Here is a 20,889-nt window from a genome sequence, read left to right on the forward strand (position 1 = left end):
TCCAGAGTCCTGAGATGACCGAGACCTCTACCCCGGCGATCGACCGCATCCGCGAACGCATCCGCGCAGCTGCCGCCGACAAGACCTTGTTGTCGATCCGTGGCGGCGCAACCAAGGATTTCTACGGCCAGCCGCCGCAGGGCGAACCGTTGCCGACCACCGAGCTGAACGGCATCGTCAGCTACGAGCCGAGCGAACTGGTCGTCACGGTGCAGGCCGGCACGCCGCTGACCGAACTCGAGGCGGCGCTCGCCGAGAAGGGCCAGCACCTCGCCTTCGAGCCACCGCGCTTCGGCGCCGCATCGACGATCGGCGGCGTCGTTGCGGCCGGTCTCAGCGGACCGTCGCGCGCCAGTGCCGGCGGGCTGCGCGACCACGTGCTCGGTGCCCGGCTGATCAATGGCCGCGCCGATCACCTGACCTTTGGCGGCCAGGTGATCAAGAACGTCGCCGGTTACGACGTGTCGCGGGTGCTTGCCGGTTCGCTCGGCGTTTTCGGGATGATCAGCGAAGTCAGCCTGAAGGTGCTGCCGGTTGCGCCGGCCGAGGCGACACTGGTGTTCGACTGCAGCCAGGCCGACGCACTGCGCATGCTCAATCAATGGGGCGGCCAGCCGCTGCCGCTGAATGCCAGCCGCTGGCAGGCCGTCGACGGCAACGAAGGCCGCTTGTGGCTGCGGCTGCGCGGCGCGGTAGCGGCGGTCGAAGCCGCCTGCGCACGCCTCGGCGGCACGCGGCACGACGCGGCCGAAGCCGCCGCCGACTGGCAGGCGACGCGTGACCTGAAGCTGCCGTGGTTCGAAGGCCGCGGCGATCGCGACCTGTGGCGGCTGTCGGTGCCGCAAACCGCGCCGGTGCTCGCGTTCGACGGCGCGCCATTGATCGAATGGCACGGCGGCCAGCGCTGGTATCTGGCCGGCGAACGCGACGGCTCGCGGCTGCGCTCGGCGGCAGCCGGCGCCGGTGGCCATGCAACGCTGTTTGTCGCGGCGAATCCGACGACGGCGACGCTCGGCCGCTTCGATACCTTGAGCGCGCCGCTGGCCCGCATCCACCGCGCGCTGATCAACGAATTCGACCCGCACGCCGTCTTCCACCGCGCCCGCCTCTACCCCGCTGACTGAGCCCGACGATGCAAACCAATCTCGCGCCGGAATTTGCCGGCACCGCGGACGGCCAGGAGGCAGAGGCCATCCTGCGCAAATGTGTGCATTGCGGCTTCTGCACCGCGACCTGCCCGACCTACCAGCTGCTCGGCGACGAGCTCGACGGGCCGCGCGGCCGCATCTATCTGATCAAGCAGGTGCTCGAAGGCAAAGAGCCGACCCGCTCGACGCAGCTTCACCTGGACCGCTGCCTGACCTGCCGCAACTGCGAAAGCACCTGCCCGAGCGGCGTGCAGTACGGCCACCTGGTCGACATCGGCCGCAAGGTCGTGGACCAGAAAGTGCCACGGCCACCGGCCGAAAGCGCGCTGCGCTGGACGCTGAAGGAAGGGCTGCCGTCGCCGCTGTTTGCGCCGGCAATGAAGATCGGCCAGGCGGTGCGCGGGCTGCTGCCGGCGGCGCTGAAGGCCAAGGTGCCCGAAGCGCGGCCCTCCGGCACGTGGCCGAAGCGCAGCCATCCGCGCAAGATGCTGATGCTGGCCGGCTGCGTGCAGCCGGCGATGGCGCCGAATATCAACTCCGCCACCGCACGGGTGCTCGATGCCGCCGGCATCGAGACCGTCGTCGCGCCGAGCGCCGGCTGCTGCGGCGCGGTCAGGTTCCATCTGAACGACCAGGACGGCGGCAAGGCGCAGATGCGCAACAACATCGACGCCTGGTGGCCACTGGTCGAGCGCGGCGACGTCGAGGCGATCGTGATGAATGCGTCGGGCTGCGGCGTCACGGTGCGCGAATACGGCCACATCCTGCGCCACGAGCCGGCCTATGCGGAAAAGGCCGCGCGCATCAGCGCGCTGACCCGCGACCTCAGCGAGCTGCTGCCGGAACTGGTCGGCGCGCTGAAGGGCCGCGTCAAGCCGGCCGCGCAGACGATCGCCTTCCACCCGCCGTGCACGCTGCAGCATGGCCAGCAGTTGCGCGGCGGCGTCGAGAGCGGGCTGCGCGAACTCGGCTTCGACATCCGCGTCGCACCGAACGAGGCCCATCTGTGCTGCGGCTCGGCCGGCACCTATTCGGTGCTGCAACCCGAGCTGGCCTATGCGCTGCGCGACCGCAAGCTCGGCAACCTCGCGCCGCTGCAGCCGGCGGCGATCGCGTCGGCCAACATCGGTTGCATCACCCATTTGCAAAGCGGCACGACGACGCCGGTCAAGCACTGGGTCGAACTGCTCGACGAGGCGCTGAGCGGCTGAACCTGCGGCAGCGCCCGCAAAGACTTTGCCGGGCCCGCCGATCATCGACAATAGCCGGCCCGCAACCCCTCGCCGAGCCGGCACGGCTGCTTCAGCCGCGGCGCCAGTGGCGAAACCGCGCAGCGACCGACCGCAGCCTCGATGATCAAGATTCCGATGCCCACCACCGGCGACGTCAATGCAGGCGTGCTGGTGGCGCTGGTCGGCATTCCGCAATGCCTCGCGTATGCGATGTTGTCGGGGCTGCCGCCGATGTACGGACTGGTCACCGCGGCCATCCCCGGCATCGTCGCCGCGCTGCTCGGCCGCAGCGCGCATGTGACGGTCGGGCCGACCAATACCACCGGGCTGGTGATCCTGACCAGCCTGGCGCCGTGGGCCGGCCAGCCGGAGCAGCTGCTGACCGCGATGGCGACACTGACGGTGATGGCCGGCCTGGCGCGGCTGGCGATCGTCGCCTTCAAGGCCGAGCGCATCTTCGACTTCGTTCCGGAAGCGGTGATGCTCGGTTTTTCGACCGGTGCCGCGCTGATCATCGCGCTGATGCAGCTCGACGAGTTTCTCGGCGTGCCGTTCGCCGATATCCGCAATGTCGTCGACGAGATCAGCCGGCTCGCGAACCTCGATCCGACGACGATCCGGCCGGCCAGCATCGCGCTGGCCGTCGTCGCGCTGCTGTCGGTCGTGCTCGGTCGGCGCTACGCGCCGCGCTGGCCGATCCCGCTGTTGACGCTGATCGCCAGCGTCGCGCTGGTCTGGTCCGATCTCGGTGGCCTGGGCACCGCCTGGATCACGCTCGGTGCGAGCACGACGATCAGCGACGGCTGGCCGCTGCTGGCAAGCCGCCTGCCGTCGTGGGCGATGGTGCAGGCGCTGGTGATACCGGGTTTTGCGGTCGCCTTCATCGGCTCGCTGGAGCTGATCGTCACGCTGCGCAATCGCGGTGAGCAACGCTGGCTGAGCCCCGAGCTGCGCAGCCAGGGCGTCGCGAATCTGGTCGGCAGCGTGGTCGGCTCGTTTCCGGCCAGCACCTCGCTGACGCGCTCGGTGCTGCTCGACCTCGGCGGCGCGAGCAGCCGCTGGGCGCCGCTGATCGCCGGTGTCGTGCTGCTGCCGATCATCTGGTTCGGCGCCGAGATGATCCGCGCGATTCCGCAGCCGGTGATCGCCGGTCTGCTCGTTGCCACCGCGATCAGCATGCTGAAACCGAAGGCGATCCGCAGCATGCTCGGCGCCGGCAACGAGACGCGGACGCTGTTCGTCGTGACGACCGCGGCGACGCTGATCATCAGCTTCCACGAAGCGATCCTGCTCGGCGCCGGCATCGGCATCGCGATGTTCCTGATGCAGACCAGCCAGCCGCAGATCCGCTGTCTGGAACTGGCTGCCGACGGCTGGCTGGTCGACAAGCCGGGGGAAACCTGCAATTGCTTCGTGCTGCAGGTTTCCGGCGACCTCTATTTCGCGGCGGCGCGGCAACTGCCGGAGCGGCTCGATGCGGCGCTGCCGTCGCGCGCGAAGCAGGTCACGATCGACCTGAACAATGCCCACCATGCGCGGGTCGCCGCGGTGCAGGCACTGCAGCGGTTTGTCGCGCTGGCGCGGGCGCGCGATGTCGAGGTGCGGATCTGCGGCCACACCGCAAGCCTGGCGAGGTTGGCCGGCGTGCTCGGCATCGGCCTGCCTTGGCTCGATGCCCGCGTCGCCGAACAACTGGTCGTCAACGAAGCCGAGGAGCCGGCGGCCTGAAGCCGCGACGCGCCGGACCGGACCGGCTCAGACCGGCTTCGACAACGCGCCGTCCGGCAATGCAATCAATGCATGCATCGGTCCCGCGCCACCATGGAAGCCGCGGCTCGTCAGTTCGGCGAGGCCGATGCCGATCACGACCGCCAGCAGCGTCGCGACGCCGCGCGCCGCGAGCGCCGGCCGGTGCCTGGCAAGGCTGCCGAGCAGCGCACGCCAGCGTGCCGCGAGACCGGCCGGCGCACTGATGCGCACGCCGGTGCGGCCGATCGCCGCCGCGACGACACGGCCGCGGCGGCTGATCTGCCAGGCCTGCCCGCCCTCGATGAATTGGTCCGCGCGAGGGTTTTCCTCGGTCAGCCAGACGCCACCGAACACGACCTCGACACGGCTGCCGCGGCGGTCGCTCAGCACCAGCAGCTGGTCGTGGTCGAGGTTGATGAAACTGGCTTGCGGGTTGTGGATCGTCGATGCCATCTCGGGCTCCTGCGTGGTTGTTCGATGGCGCCATTTGAAAACTGCGGCGCGCTGCCGACAAACGAAAAGATCGCAGTTGATGCATGCGCTCCACGCATGTATGGTCTCGCAATGCCCGACAAACCCCACCCATCTGCCTCGGCGCAGCGCCGCAACCGCCGGCCGATCCAGCTCGCCGCGTTGCGCGGTTTCGAGCTGGCCGCGCGCCGCCTGTCGTTCACGCAGGCCGCCGACGAGCTGGCGCTGACCCAGTCGTCGATCAGCCGGCAGATCGCGTCGCTCGAGCGGCAGGTCGGCGAACCGCTGTTTGTCCGCAAGACACGGGCGCTGGAACTGACGCCGGCCGGTGCGCGGCTGCTGGCGGCGGCGACGCAGGCACTGGCCGGCATCGACCGTTGCGTCGACGAAATCCGCGGCGCCGCCGACGCGCCACGCGTCAGCCTGACCACTTATGCGTCGTTTGCCTCGCTGTGGCTGGTGCCACGTCTGGCCGCGTTCCAGTCCGAGCATCCGCAGATCGAGATCCGCATCGATGCCAGCGACCGCCAGGTCGACCTGCGTGCCGACGGCATCGATCTGGCGATTCGCCGCTGCCGGCCGCAGCAGATCGCAGGCATCGCCGGCGTGACGCCGCTGTGGGAGGAGATGCTGACGCCGGCGCTGAGCCCGCATCTGCTCGAGCGCAGCGGCATCGCGCTGCAGGCGCCAGCGGATCTGGCGAAGCTGCCGCTGATCGTGCTCGACGACGAGTGGGGCCCGGCCCAGGCCGGCGCCTGGCCGCGCTGGTTTGCCTTCGCCGGCGCGCCGGAGCCGACACCGTCGGCCGGGCGGCTGGTCTTCGGTTTCATCGACCAGGCGGTGCAGGCCGCGGTGCGCGGCCAGGGTGCAGTGCTCGGCCTGTCACCGCTGATCGAGGAGGTGGTCGCCAACGGCCACCTGACGACACCGTTTGCCGAGCTGAAGATGGCAACCGGCTACCGCTATTACCTGATCGTCAATGAAGACCATGCGATGCGGCCCGAGGTCGGCCAGTTCGTCGCCTGGCTGCTGGCGGCCGCGGCCGGCGGTCCGCTGCGGTCGACCTGATGCGGCGGCTCAGGCCTCCTTCGGCTTCATCGCCTCGCAGACCTCTTCCAGGTCGGTCATCGTGCCCTCCAGCGCATCGTGGAAGGCGTTCTGCTGCGTCAGCAAGGTCTCGACCTTTTTCGCGATGTCCTTCTGTTTCAGCTCATCGTCGAGCTGCAGCCAGAAGGCGGTCAGCTTCTCGATATTGGCCCGCGAATAGTGCTCCATCTCCTTCATCTGCGTGATGATGTCGCGGCACTTGTCCAGCGGTGTTTTCTCGACGAACTCTTCGTCAGCCATGAGGGTCTCCGGTGGTCATCCGTCGAGCGGATCTGCCTGCACTCTAGGCCTTGTCGGCCGGCGCGGCAATCCGGAGCTTGCCCCCTCCCAGCGGCCATGCCTTGGCTTCGCTGTGCGGCAGTGCCGTCGGCACCGCGATGTCGGCGAGCGTCGCCGCGTCGAGCTGCTCGAAGAAGGCGCGCAGCGCCGCGCCGAAGACGCCTTTCAGGCGGCAACCCGGTGTCAGCGTGCAGGCATCGGTCTGCTGGTCGAAACATTCGACGAGGCGAAAGTCGGTCTCGCATCGACGCACGACGTCGCCGATGCGGATCTGCTGCGGATCCTGCAGCAGCCTGAGCCCGCCGCCCCGACCGCGCAGCGTCTCGATGACGTCTTGCCGGGCCAGGTCATTGACGATCTTCATCAGGTGGTTTTTCGACAGGCAGAGCTGTTCGGCCAGTTCGGCAACCGTCACGAGGCGGTTGCGATTGGCCGCGCAGTACATCAACACCCGCAGTGTGAAATCGGTGTATTCGGCCAGTCGCATCGGCTACTCCCTGCAGCGAACATTGCTTGGGGTCGCTGGACGATAACATGCATATACTGTGCATGTTAAAAATCCACGGCCCGCTTCGGCAGCCCCGTGTCGCAGATCCGCCATGGACAACAAGACCCTGCCCCTGATGCCACCGGCTGCCGCCTTGCCACAGCCGAGCGGCTGGCCGCTGTTGCGGCTGGGGTTTCGCCCGTTCTACCTCGGCGCCGCCCTGTTCACCGTGCTGGCGATGCCGTTGTGGCTGGCGATGCTGCTCGGCGTCGTGAACCTGCAGTTGCCGACCAGTCCGGTGCTGTGGCACGGCCACGAGATGCTGTTCGGTTTTGCGGTCGCCGTGATCGTCGGTTTTCTGCTGACCGCCGGCAAGGCATGGACCGGCCTGGCGACGCCACGCGGCACGGTGCTCGGCGGTCTCGCGGCGCTCTGGCTTGCGGCGCGGATCGCGGCGATTGCTGCGCCATATGCGGTTTACGCCGCCGTCGATATCCTGCTGCTGCCGATCGTCGCCGCGGTTTTTGCGGCGGTGCTGCTGCGAGCGGGCAACCGGCGCAATCTGCCGCTGGTCGCGATCCTGGCGCTGCTGGCGTCGGCCAATCTCGTTTTTCATCTGGCGGTGCTCGGCGTCGTCGATCTGCCACCGGCGCGTGCGCTGCATGCGGCGCTGGCGCTGATCGTGATGATCGAGTGCGTGATCGCCGGGCGGGTGGTTCCGGCATTCACGAGCAGCGCAACGCCCGGACTGCGGCTGACGATCAACCCTCGTCTCGAGTCGGCAACATTGGCAATCACCGCGATCGCGCTGGTCTGGTGGGCAGTCGCAAGCCCCGGCCCGCTCGGTGCGGTTTTCCTGGCCCTCGCCGCTGCCTGCCACCTGTTCCGCCAGTGGCAATGGCGCCCATGGGTGAGCCGAAGCCGTCCGATCCTGTGGATCCTGCACCTCGCCTATGCCTGGCTGGCGGTGGGTTTTGCACTGCTCTCGCTGGCGCAGCTCGGCCTGGTCGCCGCCTCGCCTGGCATCCATGCGCTGGCGGTCGGTGCCACCGGCGGGTTGATCATCGGCATGGTGACGCGCACCGCCCGCGGCCATACCGGCCGCCCGCTGCAAGCCTCGAGGCTCGAGGTGCTGGCGTATGCGCTGGTGATGCTGGCGGCGCTTGCACGCGTCTTCGCGCCGGTGATCGCGCCGCAATGGCTGATTTTTTCGTTGTTGGTGGCAGCGCTGGCCTGGAGCGCCGCGTTCGCGATCTATCTGTTCGTTTTCGCACCGTGGCTGCTGACCACCCGCGCCGACGGCAAGGACGGATGATGCGAGGCTCGGACTCCACGCCCGCCCCCGCGACTCTCTTTGTGGGGCCGCAGGCATGACCTTCGTTGTGACCGAAGCGTGCATCCGCTGCAAATACACCGACTGCGTCGACGTCTGCCCGGTCGATGCATTCCGCGAGGGACCGAACTGCCTGGCAATCGATCCGGACGACTGCATCGACTGCGCCGTCTGCGTTCCGGAATGCCCGGTCGACGCGATTTATGCCGACGACGACGTTCCGGCCGAACAGCGCGATTTCATCGCCCTCAACGCCGAACTGGCCGTTGCCTGGAAAACCATCACCCGCAGCAAGCCGCCATTGCCCGACGCCGACGAATGGGCGAAGGTCGAGCACAAGCGCGATCTGCTCGAACGCTGAAAATCCATCCATCAACCGCAGCCAACCAAGGGAACACACATGAGCACAGGCAGTGATCTGGACCAGGCCATCGTCGAGCAGATGGCCGAAGCGCTGATCTATTCGAACCGCGACGGCACGATCGAGCGCTGGAATGCCGCCGCGGCGTCGATCTTCGGCTTCTCCGCCGACGAGACGATTGGCCAGAACCTCGACCTGATCATCCCGGAGCACCTGCGCAAGGCGCACTGGCGCGGTTTCGAGGCGGCAATGAGCAGCGGCAAGACGCGGCTGAACGGCCGCGCGACGATGACGCGCGGCTTGCACAAGAGCGGCCAGAAGCTTTACCTCGAGATGAGCTTCGGCATGGTGGTTGGCGCCGATGGCGGCGCGATCGGCTCGGTGGCGGTTGCCCGCGACGTCACCGAACGGGTCGAGCGCGAAAAGGCCGCTGCGGCCGGCGCCGCGAAACCCGCGGCCTGAAGGCGGCGCGGGCCGGGCGGTGCCGGCCCGGCCCCTGTCGGGCATGGTTGCTGCTTGGCCAGGCGGATCGGGCTTGCGGAAAAACCGCGAACGGCCGGCCGTTGTTCGGCCGACGCCCGTGCCCGGCAGGCGACATCGCCGATACTTGAGGGTTCCCCAAGGACCGATCCATCGTGTCGGCCGCACGAGCAAGCCCGGCCAAACCATTTTTCGAGAGGACCCAGATGGCTGAAGCCAAATCCCGAATCATCTATACGCTGACCGACGAGGCGCCCTATCTGGCGACCGCTTCCTTCCTGCCGATCGTGCGCAGCTTTGCCGGCGCCGCCGGCATCGAGGTCGAGGAAGCCGACATCTCGGTGGCCGCGCGCATCCTGGCCGAATTCCCGGAGCACCTCGACGACTCGCAGAAGGTGCCCGATACGCTGGGCGAACTCGGCCGGCTGACGCTGCAGCCCGATACCAACATCATCAAGCTGCCCAATATCAGCGCCTCGGTGCACCAGCTGGTGTCGGCGATCAAGGAACTGCAGGCACAGGGCTACAAGCTGCCGGACTATCCGGAGGATCCGAAAACCGACGCCGACAAGGCGATCCGCGCGCGTTATTCGAAATGCCTCGGCAGCGCCGTCAACCCGGTGCTGCGCGAAGGCAATTCGGACCGCCGCGCACCGCCGGCGGTCAAGCGTTATGCACGCAAGCACCCGCATTCGATGGGTGAATGGAGCCAGGCCTCGCGCACCCACGTCGCGACGATGAAACACGGCGACTTCTATCACGGCGAGAAGTCGATGACGCTCGACAAGGCGCGCGACGTGCGGATGGAACTCGTCACCAAGGGTGGCAAGACCATCGTGCTGAAGCCGAAGGTCGCGTTGCAGGACGGCGAGATCATCGACAGCATGTTCATGAGCAAGAAGGCGCTGTGCGACTTCTACGAGCAGCAGATGGAAGACGCCCGCAAGACCGGCGTGATGTTCTCGCTGCACGTGAAGGCGACGATGATGAAGGTCTCGCATCCGATCGTCTTCGGCCATGCGGTGCGCATCTTCTACAAGGAGGCGTTCGAGAAACACGCGAAGCTGTTCGAGGACCTCGGCGTCAATGTCAACAACGGCCTCGTCAATCTGTACGACAAGCTGGCGACGCTGCCGAATTCGCTGCGCGAGGAGGTGATGCGCGACATGCACGCCTGTCACGAGCACCGGCCCGAACTGGCGATGGTCGATTCGGCGAAGGGCATCTCGAACCTGCATGCGCCGAACGACGTGATCGTCGATGCGTCGATGCCGGCGATGATCCGGCTGGGCGGCAAGATGTGGGGCGCCGACGGTCGTCCGAAGGACACCAAGGCGGTGATCCCGGAGAGCACCTTCGCCCGCATCTACCAGGAGATGATCAATTTCTGCAAGACCAACGGCAACTTCGACCCGCGCACGATGGGCACGGTGCCGAACGTCGGCCTGATGGCGCAGCAGGCCGAGGAATACGGCTCGCACGACAAGACCTTCGAGGTGGCGGAAGACGGCACCGCGAACATCGTCGACATCGCGACCGGTGAGGTGCTGCTGTCGCAGAACGTCGAGCAGGGCGACATCTGGCGCATGTGCCAGGTCAAGGATGCGCCGATCCGCGACTGGGTCAAGCTCGCGGTGACGCGGGCACGCAATTCGGGAATGCCGGTGCTGTTCTGGCTCGACCCTTACCGCCCGCACGAGGCCGAGCTGATCAAGAAGGTCAAGCTCTACCTGAAGGACCACGACACCAGCGGCCTCGACATCCAGATCATGTCGCAGGTGCGGGCGATGCGCTATACGCTCGAGCGCGTCGTGCGTGGCCAGGACACGATCTCGGCGACCGGCAACATCCTGCGCGACTACCTGACCGACCTGTTCCCGATCATGGAACTCGGCACCAGCGCGAAGATGCTGTCGATCGTGCCGCTGATGGCCGGTGGCGGCATGTACGAGACCGGCGCCGGCGGTTCGGCACCGAAACACGTCAAGCAGCTGGTCGAGGAAAACCACCTGCGCTGGGATTCGCTCGGCGAATTCCTCGCGCTGGCGGTTTCGCTCGAGGACCTGGGCATCAAGGAAAACAACGCGAAGGCGAAGATCCTCGCCCGCACGCTCGACGAGGCGACCGGCAAGCTGCTCGACAACAACAAGTCGCCGTCGCCGCGCACCGGCGAGCTCGACAACCGCGGCAGCCAGTTCTACCTCGCGATGTACTGGGCACAGGCGCTGGCCGCGCAGACCGACGACAAGCAACTGGCGGCGCACTTCGCACCGCTGGCGCGCCAGCTGGCCGAAAACGAGCAGAAGATCATCGACGAGCTGGCTGCGGTGCAGGGCCAGGCGGTCGATATCGGCGGCTACTACCGGCCCGATCCGTCGAAATGCGCAGCGGTGATGCGGCCAAGCAAGACCTTCAACCAGGCGCTCGAGGCCGTCGCGGCCTGAGCAGGCTTTGCGGGCGCAGCGTGGATACGTTGCGCCTGCTCGCGTCAGCCGCTGACCGCCACGCCGCGGTCAGCTGCGCTGCACTTCCATCACGCCCTGCGTGGTCGCCGACAGGTAGGTCGATTCATGCCGGCTCGTCAGGTGCAGCAGGATCTTGTCGGCCTGCCAGCGCACCGCCCGCCTGAGCAACACGCCGACCGCGACCAGCAACGCACCGGTCCACACATGGCCGGCCAGCGCGGTCGCGATGCCGATGCCGATGATCGCGATCGCCAGCGGCGTCGCGTGGGTGCGCTGCGCAACGAAGCGCCGCGCCAGCACCGGATTGACGATCACCCGGAAGCGTCCGAACGGCAAGCCGTTGCGGAATTCCTCGAACGGGATGTATTCGGCGGTTTCTTCGCCGCCACCGGGCGGGATCGGATCGGTCATCGTCGCAGCAGCTGAGCTTCAAAAGCTCGAGCGTAGCCGCAAATCGGCGACCGGTTCGCCGGTCGCCCCGCCTGCTGCGCGATCAGCGGTGCTTCTTGTCCTTGTGCTTGTGCTCGCCACCGCTCTCCATCAGCTGGCCGCGGATTGCGCCGGTCGGATGAACGGCGTTGTGCACGTTGACGTAGAACATCGACGGATTGTTCAGGATGCGCTGCACGATGCCGACTTCGCCGGTGGGAAATTTGCCCATCTCGCCTTCGGTCAGGCAGTCGCCGGCCTGCCCGTCCTGCGGCCAGGCCAGATTGGCCACGACGCCGCCATTCGATCCGCGTGCTCCTTCGTGAATGTGTGCGGCGCGACCGTTGCCCGGCGCGAGTTCGAGTTCATCGACCTTTTTCAATTCGACGAGGATGTAGCACAGCGTCAACGGATCGCCATCGATGCCGAACACATAGGCCTTGCCGCGGCCGTTGGGATCGCCGGCCTTTTTCTGCCCCTCGGCCGGCACTTCCTCGCGGCCATCGAGTTCGGCCTCGAGCACCGGGTTCAGATGGCCGGCATGGGCATGCGGCGCCCAGGCGGCGAGCCCGAGCAGCGTGGCGGCGGCGATCGACGGGATCTTGTTGAACATCTTCATGGTTGTTCCTTTTTTCGACAGGCAAGTGACGGACCGACGCCGGATGGCGGCAGCATCTGGACAGCAGCCCGTGCAACACGCTGTTGCAGCGCTGCTGCCGATCCCTACGCAAGCACCGGCCAAACAGATGCAGCAGGCGCAGAATCGGTGCAAACAACCGTCACCGACCACCGAGCGGCAAGGAGAAACCGATGTCACTGCCTCCGATCGTCCTCGTCCACGGCGCCTGGGGCGGCGCATGGATCTGGCGCAGAGTCCTCGGGCCGCTGCGCGCCGCCGGCCACGAGGTCCATGCGGTGACGCTGACCGGCGACGGCGAACGGGCCCATCTGCGCCATCCCGGCATCACGCTGCAGACCCACATCGCCGATGTCGTCGGCCTGGTCGAGGCGGAAGAACTCGACGACATCGTGCTGGTCGGCCACAGCTATGGCGGCATGGTGATCACCGGCGCGGCCGATCGGCTGCTCGGCCGCGGCACGGCTTCGCTGCGCCACCTCGTCTACGTCGATGCGATGGTGCCGCTGCCCGGCGAAGGCTGGGGCGACAAACACAGTGCCGAGGTCGTCGCCGCCCGCACCGAGGCAGCACGCGCGAACAACCATGCGTTGCCGCCGCCGGATCCGGCCGATTTCGGCCTTGCCGGCGCCGACAGCGACTGGCTGCAGCGCCGCCAGGTGCCGCATCCGTTCGGCCCCTACCGCGAGCCGCTCGATTTCGACGGCGCCCGCTGGGCAGCGATCCCGCGCAGCTTCATCGACTGCAACCAGCCCGCCTATCCGACGATCGACGCGATGCGCAAGCGGGTCCGCGAATTGCCGGGCTTCGACGTGGTCGAGATCGCCACCGGCCACTGCCCGATGGTCAGCGAGCCGCAGGCGCTGGTGCGGCATCTGCTGGCGATGGCGGCGCGCTGACGGCGTTGCGCGCCGCACCGCCGATCTGGTGCAACATCGGCGGATGAACCAGACCCCCCGCTTCGGCATCGGCATTCTCGGCACCGGCATCATGGGCCGGCGCATGGCGACGGCGCTGGCGGCCCATCCGCGCTTCGATGTCATTGCCATCTGGGACCCTTCGCCTGCGGCGCTCGATGCCGCGCAGCCCTTGTGTCCCATTGCCCGCCGCGCCACCGGCATCGCCGATCTGGTGGCCGATCCGGCGGTCGATCTGGTCTATGTCGCATCGCCGCCGGCACACCACCTGAACGCGGTGCAAGCCGCACTCGCCGCCAGCCGCGCGGTGTTGTGCGAAAAACCATTGGCCGCCGACACCACCCAGGCCGGGGCGCTGCGTGACGCGGCCGACGCGGCCTCGCGACCGACCGCAGTGCATTTTCCATTTGCCCGCTCGGCGGCAAGCCGGCGGCTGATCGAGCTGGTGCATGGCGGCGAGCTCGGCGATGTCGTCGACGCCCGCATCACGCTGCGTTTTGCGCAGTGGCCACGGCCGTGGCAGGCGGCGGCCAGCGACTGGCTGGCCGGGCCCGACGAGGGCGGCTTCACGCGCGAGGTGCTGTCGCATTTCGTTTTTCTTGCGCAGCGGCTGTTCGGCCCGGCCGAGGTCGCCGATGTGTTGCTGAGCCGCGAGCCGGGCCAGACCGAAACCGCGCTGCGGGCGCAGCTGGTGCACAGACAAGGCAAGGTCAGCATCGATGCGGCGGTGGCCGGTGACATCGCGGACAGCAACCGCTTCGAGGTCCATGGCAGCCGCTCCAGTGCCGCGCTGGTCGACTGGGCAAGGCTCGACTACGGCGGCCAGATCAGCGAGCGCAGCGAATCGATGCCGGCGACGCTCGATGCGCTGGCCGCAATGCTCGAAGGCCGAACCGACCATGGTCTTGCGAGCTTCTCCGAAGCCGCTTCGGTGGTGCACAACATCGAGGCGATGCTGCAAGGCTGATCGGCTGTGCCAAGATCGACACCTGTCGATACCGGGAGCCACTCAGATGGAGCAGATCCAGCTTCGCAATCCGGCCGGCTTCGGCCAGCAGATCACCGCCCGCAGCCACCAATTCGTCTCCGACGAGCCCACCAGCAACGGTGGAGGGGACACCGGACCGGCGCCTTATGAACTGCTGCTGGCGGGCCTCGCGTCCTGCACCTCGTTGACGCTGCGGATGTATGCGCAGCGCAAGGGCTGGGAACTCGGCTCGATTTCGATCGATGCGCAGATCGCCAAGGATGCCGATGGCAACGAGGTGATCGAGCGGCGGATCTCGTTCGGTGCTGAATTGTCCGACGAGCAGCGTGGGCGGCTTGCCGAAATCGCCGACAAGACGCCGGTCACGCGAACCGTCCGCCGCGGCACGACGATCCACACGACGATCGATCCGGTACCAGCGCGATGAGCGGGCTGTCGATACTCGTCATCGCCGGCAGCGAACGCCAGGGCTCGTTGAATCAGCGGCTGGCACGCGCCGCATCGACGCGGTTGCAGGCGCTCGGCCACCAGACCACCGCATTCAGCCTGCGCGAGCTGCAACTGCCGATCTACGACGGCGACATCGAGGCGGCGTCGGGGATTCCGGACAGCGTCGACCGGATGCGTCAGGCGATGCTCGACAGCGATGCGGTGCTGGTCGTCACGCCGGAATACAACGGCTTTCCGACCCCGCTGGTGATCAATGCCTTCGACTGGTTGTCGCGGATCAAGGACAAGGCAGAGACGCCGGGCGGGCTCTCCGCGACGGCCGGCAAGCCGGTCGCACTGTTGTCGGCGGCGCCCGGTCCGCTCGGCGGATTGCGCTCGATGAATTTTCTGCGCCAGTATCTGCAGATGGCGTTTGCAATGGTCGTCGTGCCCCAGCAGTTTGCGCTCGGCCGCGCTGGCGATGCCTTCGATGAAGCCGACGCCCTGAAGGACGAGACCGCAGCGAAATCGGTCGACCGGGTACTGCATGCGCTGGTCAAGCTCGCCACAGCTCTGCGAACGAGTTGATGCGACTGCACAGACTGTGAGATCCACGCACCCGCCCGATCAAGTGCCGCAGCGGAACAGGGCGACGCTGAATGAGTCCCCGCGAGTGAGCGCGCCTTGGTTTCGGATGGGCTGCAAGACGCAAACCACAGCCATAGCCCCTGCTATGGCGAGGATTTGCAACGCCGCAGACCGCCGAAAGCAAGGATGCGCTCGCCGTGAGGGACTTGTTCAGCGTTGCCCAAAGCTTTGCCGGGCCGCCAGCGGCGCCCCCCGGGGGCTGCGCCGAAGGCGCTCCGGGGGGACTGTCTATGGTCCGGCCAGATCCATCGTCCAGAAGGTGCGGTAACGGATCGGCTGCTCTGCCGGCATGCAGGCGGCACCGACATCGGTGAAATACGGATTCATCAGATTGGCGCAATGGCGCGGGCTGCGGTGCCAGCGGGCGACGATTTCCTCCGGGCTGCTGCCGCCGGCCGAGATGTTCTCGGCATATTCACCCCACTCGTAGCCGGCAGCCGCGATGCGCTGCGCCACCGTCATGCCGGTGCGCGAACTGGTGTGGTGGAAATGATGGGTGCTGGCCATCTCGGCGACATGGCCGTGCGCCGCGCTGGTCAGGCGTGCATTCCACCGCACCGGACTGGCCGGCCCGAAATTGCCATAGGCACCGCAGCTCGCGCCGACCGCACGCATGCGATTGATCAGTTCGAGGAAGCGGGCCTCGAAGCGGTCGATGCCGCAATTGGCAGGGCGTACCGCCCGTGTATCGCCGTGGAGGCGGAAGGCGTCGGTGTCGGCAGAGCGCGACCCCGAATCGGATGCCTGGGCGGGATGGAACAGCGCGAGCGCAAACAGCAGCGATGACGCGCGTAGAAAGGAAGACAGGAACACGCAGCAAACCCTTCGTCTGGGCGGTGTAGGACAACAACGAATGCGTGTGTAGGATTTTGCCGGCCAGTCGAGGCCGCCAATGCGCGGATAAGCCGGCTTTGTCGGGTGCTCACAACAGGATTGCGATCGCCAGCCAGGCCAGAGATGCCACGACGACCAATGGCGGCGCGGCTTTGCGCGTGATCGCCGCGAAGAGAAACAGGTTGTAAGGCAGCGTGCCGAAGTGCAGCAGCACGCCGGTCCACAGCGGCGCACCGTTGGCAACGACCAGCAACGCGCTCGTGCTGAACGACAGGTTGACGAGCGTTCCTACCAGCACCATGTCGCGCCAGAACAGCGTGCGCAGTTCGACCTCGCCACGCCAGCGCCGTGCAAAAAATCCCTGTTTCGGCCGTTCGCTCATCGAGCGGAATTCTGCGCGAAGCCGGCCGGTCAACGCACACCGGCGAGGCATACTTGGCGGCCACAGCGGCATGCAGGAGTGCGGGATGACAGCAGGTTTGAACTCGACCGTCGTCGTCGGCGCCGGCGCGGTCGGCGGGTTTTTTGGTGCGATGCTGGCGCGTGCCGGTCATCCGGTGACGCTGATCGGCCGCGCAGCGCATGTGCAGGCCATCGAGGCCAACGGTCTGCAGTTGCGCAAGGATGGCAAGGTCGAGGCGATCCGCACTGCGGCGACGACCGACATGAATGCGGTTGGTGATGCCGATCTGGTGCTGTTCTGCGTCAAATCGACCGATACCGAGACGGTCGCGCGGCAGATCGCACCACTGCTGAAGGACGATGCGCTGGTGCTGAGCCTGCAGAACGGTGTCGACAATGCCTCATCGATTGCCCGCCATGTCCGGCAGACCGTCGTGCCGACGGTGGTGTATGTCGCGACCTCGATGCCGGAGGCCGGCGTCGTCGCCCACCATGGGCGGGGCGACCTGGTGATCGGGCCGCTGGATGCCGCGGCGGTCGACGATGTGGCGCTGCGCCGTCGCCTCGATGCGGTTGTCGAGTTGTTTGCGAAGGCCTCGGTGCCGGTCGTGATCTCGGCCGACGTGATCGGCGAACTGTGGAGCAAGCTGCTCGTCAATTGCGTCTTCAACCCGATCTCGGCGATTGCCCAGCTGCCTTATGGCCGGATGGTTGCGCTGCCGGAAATCCGCCAGACGATGGACGCGGTGATTCGCGAGGTGGTCGCGGTGGCGCAGGCCGACGGCCAGAAACTGACCTTCGACGTCGCCAGCGCGGCGGTCGACAAGATCGCCGCAGGCATGCCGACTCAGATGTCGTCGACCGCACAGGACGTCGCGCGCGGCAAGCCGAGCGAGATCGACCACCTGAACGGCTTCATCGTCCGCCGCGGCGGCGAACTCGGCGTGCCGACGCCGGTCAACCAGGCGCTGCACGCGCTGGTCAAGCTGATCGAGTCCGGCCGCGCAGCCGTCTGACCGGCAGCGCCGTCAGCGCCGTCAGCGGCCGGTCGGGCGTTGCAGCCGCAGCAGCAGTTCGGCGCCGCTGCGCCACCAGGCCCAGGCCAGCACGAAAAAGAACAGCGTGAAGATCACGCCGCCCCACCATTCGGTGATGTTCTGCAGCGCATTGCGGGTCGCCTCGCCCGGCAGCGCGAGCGGCACGAACACGTGCAGCAGGCCAAGCAGTGGCAGCGCCAGGCACAGGCCAAGCAGCGCGTTGCCGACCCAGCGGTGATGGCGCTCGGCGCGGACCAGCCGCTGCACTTCGCCGCTGACGACCAGCATGCCGATGCAGGTGAAGCCGAAATAGAAGGCGACGCCATAGCGGCGCATCAGCCGGTAGCCCTCGCCGTCGGTGCCGAGAAAACTGCCATACAGGATCAGGCAGATGCCGGCGAACGTTCCGAGCCACGGCAACGCAGCCATCCAGCGCGTCGGCGCGGTCGCATCCAGGCTGCGCAGCCAGAGCGGAAACAACAGCCAGCAGAGGATCTGCAGCACCGCCGCCGGCAGCAGCAGCGCGCGAAACAGGATATTCGGCAGCCCATGGCGCGCCGCGCGGCTGATCGACACGCAGCCGTCGAACAGCGGGTTGCAGGCTGGCGCGAGCTCGAGCCGGATCGACAGGACATAGGCCAGAAGTGTCGCCAGCAGCGGCAGCGCCGCCGCGGCAAACGGCAGCAACCAGAGCCAGCGCAGCGGGTTCGAGATCGGCGTCACGGGTTCATGCATCCAGCGCAAGGTGCTACTGTGCCAGCCTGTTCCGTTCCAACCAATCAAACAAGGCACGACAATGAAACGACCCACGATGCGCTGCCTGCCGCTGCTGATGCTTGCTGCGTCGCTGCAGGCGAATGCGCAGCAGGACGGCACCTTCACGATCAAGGCCTTGACGCCCGATACCGCACTGCGCGCCGCGCAGGCCGCACTCGACAGCTGCCGCAAGGCCGGCTACCAGGTCACCGTCGCCGTGGTCGACCGCGCCGGGCTGCTGCAGGCGCTGCTGCGCGACCGCTTTGCCGGTGCGCACACGATCGAGGTGGCAACCAACAAGGCGTGGACGGCGGCCAGCTTCCGCACCAGCACCGCCGCGCTCGGCGAGGAAACGCAGCCCGGCAAGCCGATGAGCGGGCTGCGCACGCTGCCGCGTTTTCTCGCCGCCGGCGGCGGGCTGGTGATCGAAGGCGGCGGCAACACCTATGGCGCCATCGGTGTCTCCGGCGCGCCCGGCGGCGAAGCCGACGACGGCTGCGCGAAGGCCGGCATCAAGGCGATCGCCGACGCGATCGAGTTCTAGAGGGAACGCCAGCGATCGATCAGAGACGCGCCGCCAGCCGCGTCCCCTGGTCGATTGCCCGCTTCGCATCGAGCTCGAGTGCCTCGTCGGCACCGCCGATCAGATGCGTCGAAACGCCGGCCGCGCGCAGCGGTTCGAGCAGTTCGCGCAGCGGCTCCTGGCCGGCGCACAACACGACGGTGTCGCATTCGATCAGCTGGCCGTCCTGGCGTTGTTCGCCATAGGTGACGAACAGCCCCTGCTGCGTGATCCGTTCGTAGTTGACGCCGCCGATCATCTCGACCGCCTTCATCTGCAGTGCGGCGCGGTGGATCCAGCCGGTTGTCTTGCCAAGCCCCTTGCCGAGTTTGCCCGGCTTGCGCTGCAGCAGCGTGATCTGCCGCGCCGGCGGCGCCGGCTGCGGCCTGACGACGCCGCCGCGCACCTCGGCCGGGTCGGCAATGCCCCATTCGGCGAGCCATTCATGCGGGTTCAGCGTCGGCGACTCGCCGGGCGGCGTGACCAGAAATTCGGCGACATCGAAACCAATGCCGCCGGCGCCGATGATCGCGACCCGCTCGCCGACCGGCTTGCGGCCCAGCAACACGTCGATATAACTCAGCACATGTTCGCCATCGCCGCCGGCGATCTTCGGATCGCGCGGCGTCACGCCGGTCGCCAGCACGATCTCGTCGAAGCGCTGCGCGAGCAACTGCTCGGCGGTCGCACGGGTCTGCAGGTGCAGCTGCACGCCGCGGCGTGTGAGGAGGCCGTCGAAATACCGCAAGGTCTCGTTGAACTCCTCCTTGCCGGGGATCCGTTTGGCCAGATTGAACTGGCCACCGATCTGCGCCGCCGATTCGTACAGGTGGACTTGATGACCCCGTTCAGCCAGCGTCGTCGCGGCAGCGAGCCCGGCCGGCCCGGCGCCGATCACCGCGATCCGCTTCGCCGTGGCAACCGGCCGGAAGACGAGCTCGGTCTCATGCGCCGCGCGCGGATTGACCAGGCAGCTGGCGAGCCTGTTCTTGAACGCATGGTCGAGGCAGGCCTGGTTGCATGCGATGCAGGTATTGATCTCGTCGCTGCGGCCGGCAGCGGCCTTTGCGACGAAGTCGGGATCAGCAAGGAATGGTCGCGCCATGCTGACCATGTCGGCGCAGCCGTCGGCAAGCAACTGCTCGGCGGTTTCCGGCATGTTGATGCGGTTGCTGGTGACGAGCGGAATCGTCACGCCGTCGGCGCGCAGCCGCTCGCGCATCTTTCTGGTCACCCATGAAAACGCGCCGCGCGGCACGCTGGTAGCGATCGTCGGCACCCTCGCCTCGTGCCAGCCGATGCCGGTATTGATGATCGTCGCGCCGGCCTTCGTGACCTCCTTCGCCAGCATGACGACCTCCTCCCAGCTGCTGCCGTCCGGGATCAGGTCGAGCATCGACAGCCGGTAGATCAGGATGAAATCGGGGCCGACCGCCTCGCGCGTGCGTCCGACGATCTCGAGCGCCAGCCGCATCCGGTTTGCATAGTCGCCGCCCCAGTCGTCGCTGCGGTGGTTGGTATGCGTGACCAGAAACTGGTTGATCAGATAACCTTCGCTGCCCATCACCTCGACACCGTCGTAGCCGGCCTCGCGCGCCAGCGTCGCGCAGCGGACGAAGGCGCGGATCTGCCGCTCGATGCCGCGTGCGCTCAGCTCGCGCGGTGCAAACGGCGAGATCGGCGACTGGATGCGGGACGGCGCAACACAGAATGGCGAATAGCCATAGCGCCCGGTGTGCAGGATCTGCAGCGCGATCTTGCCGCCTTCGGCATGCACTGCATCGGTCACCAGCTTGTGGCGGCGCGCCGCGGCGCCGGTCGACAACGTGCCGGCAAACGGTTTTGCCCAGCCTTCGATGTTCGGCGCGAAGCCGCCGGTGACGATCAGCCCGACGCCGCCGCGGGCACGTTCGGCAAAAAACGCCGCCATCGCCGGAAAGTGTTTGCGCCCGTCTTCCAGCCCGGTATGCATGCTGCCCATCAGCACGCGGTTCTTCAGTGTCGTGAAGCCGAGGTCGAGCGGGGCGAGCAGGTTCGGGAAGGTGGTGTGCAAGACAGGGCTCCAGGCGTCGATGAGGGGCCACAGCGGCGGGCGTGGACCATCGTAGCCGCGCGACGCGGTGCGGCCGGCGCCGTTT

At 67.3% G+C, this 20,889-nt stretch carries 23 protein-coding genes; 14 read left to right on the forward strand and 9 right to left on the reverse strand.

What is annotated here, in order from left to right; all coding sequences use genetic code 11:
• The first annotated feature begins 14 nt into the window (after nt 1-14).
• The 3 genes from glcE (at nt 15) to ACNH6H_RS08295 (ending at nt 4,108) form a co-directional block, all read left to right on the forward strand.
• Nucleotides 15-1,124 carry a glycolate oxidase subunit GlcE gene (gene glcE / locus ACNH6H_RS08285; RefSeq protein ID WP_418317019.1) on the forward strand — a complete coding sequence of 370 codons (1,110 nt, stop codon included), beginning with the start codon at nt 15-17 and terminating at the stop codon, nt 1,122-1,124.
• A gap of 8 nt (nt 1,125-1,132) precedes the next feature.
• Nucleotides 1,133-2,359, forward strand: a complete 1,227-nt coding sequence (gene glcF, locus ACNH6H_RS08290) for a glycolate oxidase subunit GlcF (RefSeq protein ID WP_418317020.1) — start codon at nt 1,133-1,135, stop codon at nt 2,357-2,359.
• A 141-nt stretch (nt 2,360-2,500) separates the two neighbouring features.
• On the forward strand, nt 2,501-4,108 hold the full coding sequence (locus ACNH6H_RS08295; RefSeq protein WP_418317021.1) for a SulP family inorganic anion transporter: 1,608 nt from the start codon (nt 2,501-2,503) through the stop codon (nt 4,106-4,108).
• 27 nt (nt 4,109-4,135) lie between these two features.
• Here the strand turns inward: ACNH6H_RS08295 and ACNH6H_RS08300 are convergent, their stop codons facing one another.
• Nucleotides 4,136-4,582 carry a DUF2917 domain-containing protein gene (locus ACNH6H_RS08300; RefSeq protein ID WP_418317022.1) on the reverse strand — a complete coding sequence of 149 codons (447 nt, stop codon included), beginning with the start codon at nt 4,580-4,582 and terminating at the stop codon, nt 4,136-4,138.
• A gap of 111 nt (nt 4,583-4,693) precedes the next feature.
• Between ACNH6H_RS08300 and ACNH6H_RS08305 the strand changes: the two genes are divergently transcribed.
• Nucleotides 4,694-5,668, forward strand: a complete 975-nt coding sequence (locus tag ACNH6H_RS08305) for a LysR substrate-binding domain-containing protein (RefSeq protein WP_418317023.1) — start codon at nt 4,694-4,696, stop codon at nt 5,666-5,668.
• 9 nt (nt 5,669-5,677) lie between these two features.
• Here the strand turns inward: ACNH6H_RS08305 and ACNH6H_RS08310 are convergent, their stop codons facing one another.
• Together ACNH6H_RS08310 and ACNH6H_RS08315 are read right to left on the reverse strand one after the other, a co-directional pair.
• Nucleotides 5,678-5,947: a hypothetical protein gene (locus ACNH6H_RS08310; RefSeq protein WP_418317024.1), complete on the reverse strand. Its 270-nt coding sequence runs from the start codon at nt 5,945-5,947 to the stop codon at nt 5,678-5,680.
• 43 nt (nt 5,948-5,990) lie between these two features.
• Complete coding sequence (locus ACNH6H_RS08315) at nt 5,991-6,473, reverse strand: RrF2 family transcriptional regulator (RefSeq protein ID WP_418317025.1); 483 nt, start codon at nt 6,471-6,473, stop codon at nt 5,991-5,993.
• A 112-nt stretch (nt 6,474-6,585) separates the two neighbouring features.
• Here ACNH6H_RS08315 and ACNH6H_RS08320 point away from each other — a divergent pair, with 112 nt between their 5' ends.
• The 4 genes from ACNH6H_RS08320 to ACNH6H_RS08335 all read left to right on the forward strand — a co-directional run bounded on the left by ACNH6H_RS08320 (nt 6,586) and on the right by ACNH6H_RS08335 (nt 11,091).
• Nucleotides 6,586-7,788, forward strand: a complete 1,203-nt coding sequence (locus tag ACNH6H_RS08320; RefSeq protein WP_418317026.1) for an NnrS family protein — start codon at nt 6,586-6,588, stop codon at nt 7,786-7,788.
• A gap of 55 nt (nt 7,789-7,843) precedes the next feature.
• Nucleotides 7,844-8,167 (forward strand): ferredoxin FdxA, encoded by a 324-nt coding sequence (gene fdxA / locus ACNH6H_RS08325; RefSeq protein ID WP_418317027.1) that lies wholly within the window; start codon nt 7,844-7,846, stop codon nt 8,165-8,167.
• Between the two features lie 39 nt (nt 8,168-8,206).
• The gene (locus tag ACNH6H_RS08330; RefSeq protein WP_418317028.1) at nt 8,207-8,629 is read left to right on the forward strand and encodes a PAS domain-containing protein; all 423 of its coding nucleotides are present in this window, start codon (nt 8,207-8,209) and stop codon (nt 8,627-8,629) included.
• Nucleotides 8,630-8,853: 224 nt separating this feature from the next.
• Nucleotides 8,854-11,091, forward strand: coding sequence for an NADP-dependent isocitrate dehydrogenase (locus ACNH6H_RS08335; protein WP_418317029.1), 2,238 nt, complete (start codon nt 8,854-8,856; stop codon nt 11,089-11,091).
• Between the two features lie 69 nt (nt 11,092-11,160).
• On the opposite strand, the gene ACNH6H_RS08340 is transcribed toward ACNH6H_RS08335, so the two are convergent.
• The gene (locus tag ACNH6H_RS08340) at nt 11,161-11,523 is read right to left on the reverse strand and encodes a hypothetical protein (RefSeq protein ID WP_418317030.1); all 363 of its coding nucleotides are present in this window, start codon (nt 11,521-11,523) and stop codon (nt 11,161-11,163) included.
• Between the two features lie 82 nt (nt 11,524-11,605).
• A complete protein-coding gene (locus ACNH6H_RS08345) occupies nt 11,606-12,160 on the reverse strand; it encodes a CHRD domain-containing protein (protein WP_418317031.1) in 555 nt (184 codons plus the stop codon).
• Between the two features lie 191 nt (nt 12,161-12,351).
• Between ACNH6H_RS08345 and ACNH6H_RS08350 the strand changes: the two genes are divergently transcribed.
• Genes ACNH6H_RS08350 through ACNH6H_RS08365 form a run of 4 tightly spaced genes read left to right on the forward strand, consistent with a single transcriptional unit; the run spans nt 12,352 to nt 15,100 of the window.
• On the forward strand, nt 12,352-13,077 hold the full coding sequence (locus ACNH6H_RS08350) for an alpha/beta fold hydrolase (protein ID WP_418317032.1): 726 nt from the start codon (nt 12,352-12,354) through the stop codon (nt 13,075-13,077).
• A gap of 43 nt (nt 13,078-13,120) precedes the next feature.
• Nucleotides 13,121-14,062, forward strand: a complete 942-nt coding sequence (locus ACNH6H_RS08355) for a Gfo/Idh/MocA family protein (protein ID WP_418317033.1) — start codon at nt 13,121-13,123, stop codon at nt 14,060-14,062.
• A 46-nt stretch (nt 14,063-14,108) separates the two neighbouring features.
• Nucleotides 14,109-14,510, forward strand: a complete 402-nt coding sequence (locus ACNH6H_RS08360) for an OsmC family protein (RefSeq protein ID WP_418317034.1) — start codon at nt 14,109-14,111, stop codon at nt 14,508-14,510.
• Complete coding sequence (locus ACNH6H_RS08365) at nt 14,507-15,100, forward strand: NADPH-dependent FMN reductase (RefSeq protein WP_418317035.1); 594 nt, start codon at nt 14,507-14,509, stop codon at nt 15,098-15,100. The genes ACNH6H_RS08360 and ACNH6H_RS08365 overlap by 4 nt, the downstream gene beginning before the upstream one ends.
• A gap of 288 nt (nt 15,101-15,388) precedes the next feature.
• Here the strand turns inward: ACNH6H_RS08365 and ACNH6H_RS08370 are convergent, their stop codons facing one another.
• Nucleotides 15,389-15,973: a CAP domain-containing protein gene (locus ACNH6H_RS08370; RefSeq protein ID WP_418317036.1), complete on the reverse strand. Its 585-nt coding sequence runs from the start codon at nt 15,971-15,973 to the stop codon at nt 15,389-15,391.
• 109 nt (nt 15,974-16,082) lie between these two features.
• Complete coding sequence (locus ACNH6H_RS08375; protein WP_418317037.1) at nt 16,083-16,376, reverse strand: hypothetical protein; 294 nt, start codon at nt 16,374-16,376, stop codon at nt 16,083-16,085.
• A gap of 85 nt (nt 16,377-16,461) precedes the next feature.
• Between ACNH6H_RS08375 and ACNH6H_RS08380 the strand changes: the two genes are divergently transcribed.
• The gene (locus ACNH6H_RS08380) at nt 16,462-17,412 is read left to right on the forward strand and encodes a ketopantoate reductase family protein (protein ID WP_418317038.1); all 951 of its coding nucleotides are present in this window, start codon (nt 16,462-16,464) and stop codon (nt 17,410-17,412) included.
• Nucleotides 17,413-17,433: 21 nt separating this feature from the next.
• On the opposite strand, the gene ACNH6H_RS08385 is transcribed toward ACNH6H_RS08380, so the two are convergent.
• Nucleotides 17,434-18,156, reverse strand: a complete 723-nt coding sequence (locus tag ACNH6H_RS08385; RefSeq protein ID WP_418317039.1) for a hypothetical protein — start codon at nt 18,154-18,156, stop codon at nt 17,434-17,436.
• Between the two features lie 73 nt (nt 18,157-18,229).
• On the opposite strand from ACNH6H_RS08385, the gene ACNH6H_RS08390 reads away from it, so the two are divergent.
• The gene (locus tag ACNH6H_RS08390) at nt 18,230-18,733 is read left to right on the forward strand and encodes a GlcG/HbpS family heme-binding protein (RefSeq protein WP_418317040.1); all 504 of its coding nucleotides are present in this window, start codon (nt 18,230-18,232) and stop codon (nt 18,731-18,733) included.
• A gap of 19 nt (nt 18,734-18,752) precedes the next feature.
• Here the strand turns inward: ACNH6H_RS08390 and ACNH6H_RS08395 are convergent, their stop codons facing one another.
• Nucleotides 18,753-20,804 carry an FAD-dependent oxidoreductase gene (locus ACNH6H_RS08395; RefSeq protein ID WP_418317041.1) on the reverse strand — a complete coding sequence of 684 codons (2,052 nt, stop codon included), beginning with the start codon at nt 20,802-20,804 and terminating at the stop codon, nt 18,753-18,755.
• Nucleotides 20,805-20,889: the final 85 nt, after the last annotated feature.

The sequence above is a fragment of the Pseudideonella sakaiensis genome (genome assembly GCF_048320135.1).
GTDB lineage: Bacteria > Pseudomonadota > Gammaproteobacteria > Burkholderiales > Burkholderiaceae_C > Ideonella_A > Ideonella_A sakaiensis_A.

Bases quoted from the DNA above. Each gene is read 5' to 3' on its own strand.
- glcE (WP_418317019.1), top strand. From the start codon at position 15: ATGACCGAGACCTCTACCCCGGCGATCGACCGCATCCGCGAACGCATC.
- glcF (WP_418317020.1), top strand. From the start codon at position 1,133: ATGCAAACCAATCTCGCGCCGGAATTTGCCGGCACCGCGGACGGCCAG.
- ACNH6H_RS08295 (WP_418317021.1), top strand. From the start codon at position 2,501: ATGATCAAGATTCCGATGCCCACCACCGGCGACGTCAATGCAGGCGTG.
- ACNH6H_RS08300 (WP_418317022.1), bottom strand. From the start codon at position 4,582: ATGGCATCGACGATCCACAACCCGCAAGCCAGTTTCATCAACCTCGAC.
- ACNH6H_RS08305 (WP_418317023.1), top strand. From the start codon at position 4,694: ATGCCCGACAAACCCCACCCATCTGCCTCGGCGCAGCGCCGCAACCGC.
- ACNH6H_RS08310 (WP_418317024.1), bottom strand. From the start codon at position 5,947: ATGGCTGACGAAGAGTTCGTCGAGAAAACACCGCTGGACAAGTGCCGC.
- ACNH6H_RS08315 (WP_418317025.1), bottom strand. From the start codon at position 6,473: ATGCGACTGGCCGAATACACCGATTTCACACTGCGGGTGTTGATGTAC.
- ACNH6H_RS08320 (WP_418317026.1), top strand. From the start codon at position 6,586: ATGGACAACAAGACCCTGCCCCTGATGCCACCGGCTGCCGCCTTGCCA.
- fdxA (WP_418317027.1), top strand. From the start codon at position 7,844: ATGACCTTCGTTGTGACCGAAGCGTGCATCCGCTGCAAATACACCGAC.
- ACNH6H_RS08330 (WP_418317028.1), top strand. From the start codon at position 8,207: ATGAGCACAGGCAGTGATCTGGACCAGGCCATCGTCGAGCAGATGGCC.
- ACNH6H_RS08335 (WP_418317029.1), top strand. From the start codon at position 8,854: ATGGCTGAAGCCAAATCCCGAATCATCTATACGCTGACCGACGAGGCG.
- ACNH6H_RS08340 (WP_418317030.1), bottom strand. From the start codon at position 11,523: ATGACCGATCCGATCCCGCCCGGTGGCGGCGAAGAAACCGCCGAATAC.
- ACNH6H_RS08345 (WP_418317031.1), bottom strand. From the start codon at position 12,160: ATGAAGATGTTCAACAAGATCCCGTCGATCGCCGCCGCCACGCTGCTC.
- ACNH6H_RS08350 (WP_418317032.1), top strand. From the start codon at position 12,352: ATGTCACTGCCTCCGATCGTCCTCGTCCACGGCGCCTGGGGCGGCGCA.
- ACNH6H_RS08355 (WP_418317033.1), top strand. From the start codon at position 13,121: ATGAACCAGACCCCCCGCTTCGGCATCGGCATTCTCGGCACCGGCATC.
- ACNH6H_RS08360 (WP_418317034.1), top strand. From the start codon at position 14,109: ATGGAGCAGATCCAGCTTCGCAATCCGGCCGGCTTCGGCCAGCAGATC.
- ACNH6H_RS08365 (WP_418317035.1), top strand. From the start codon at position 14,507: ATGAGCGGGCTGTCGATACTCGTCATCGCCGGCAGCGAACGCCAGGGC.
- ACNH6H_RS08375 (WP_418317037.1), bottom strand. From the start codon at position 16,376: ATGAGCGAACGGCCGAAACAGGGATTTTTTGCACGGCGCTGGCGTGGC.
- ACNH6H_RS08380 (WP_418317038.1), top strand. From the start codon at position 16,462: ATGACAGCAGGTTTGAACTCGACCGTCGTCGTCGGCGCCGGCGCGGTC.
- ACNH6H_RS08390 (WP_418317040.1), top strand. From the start codon at position 18,230: ATGAAACGACCCACGATGCGCTGCCTGCCGCTGCTGATGCTTGCTGCG.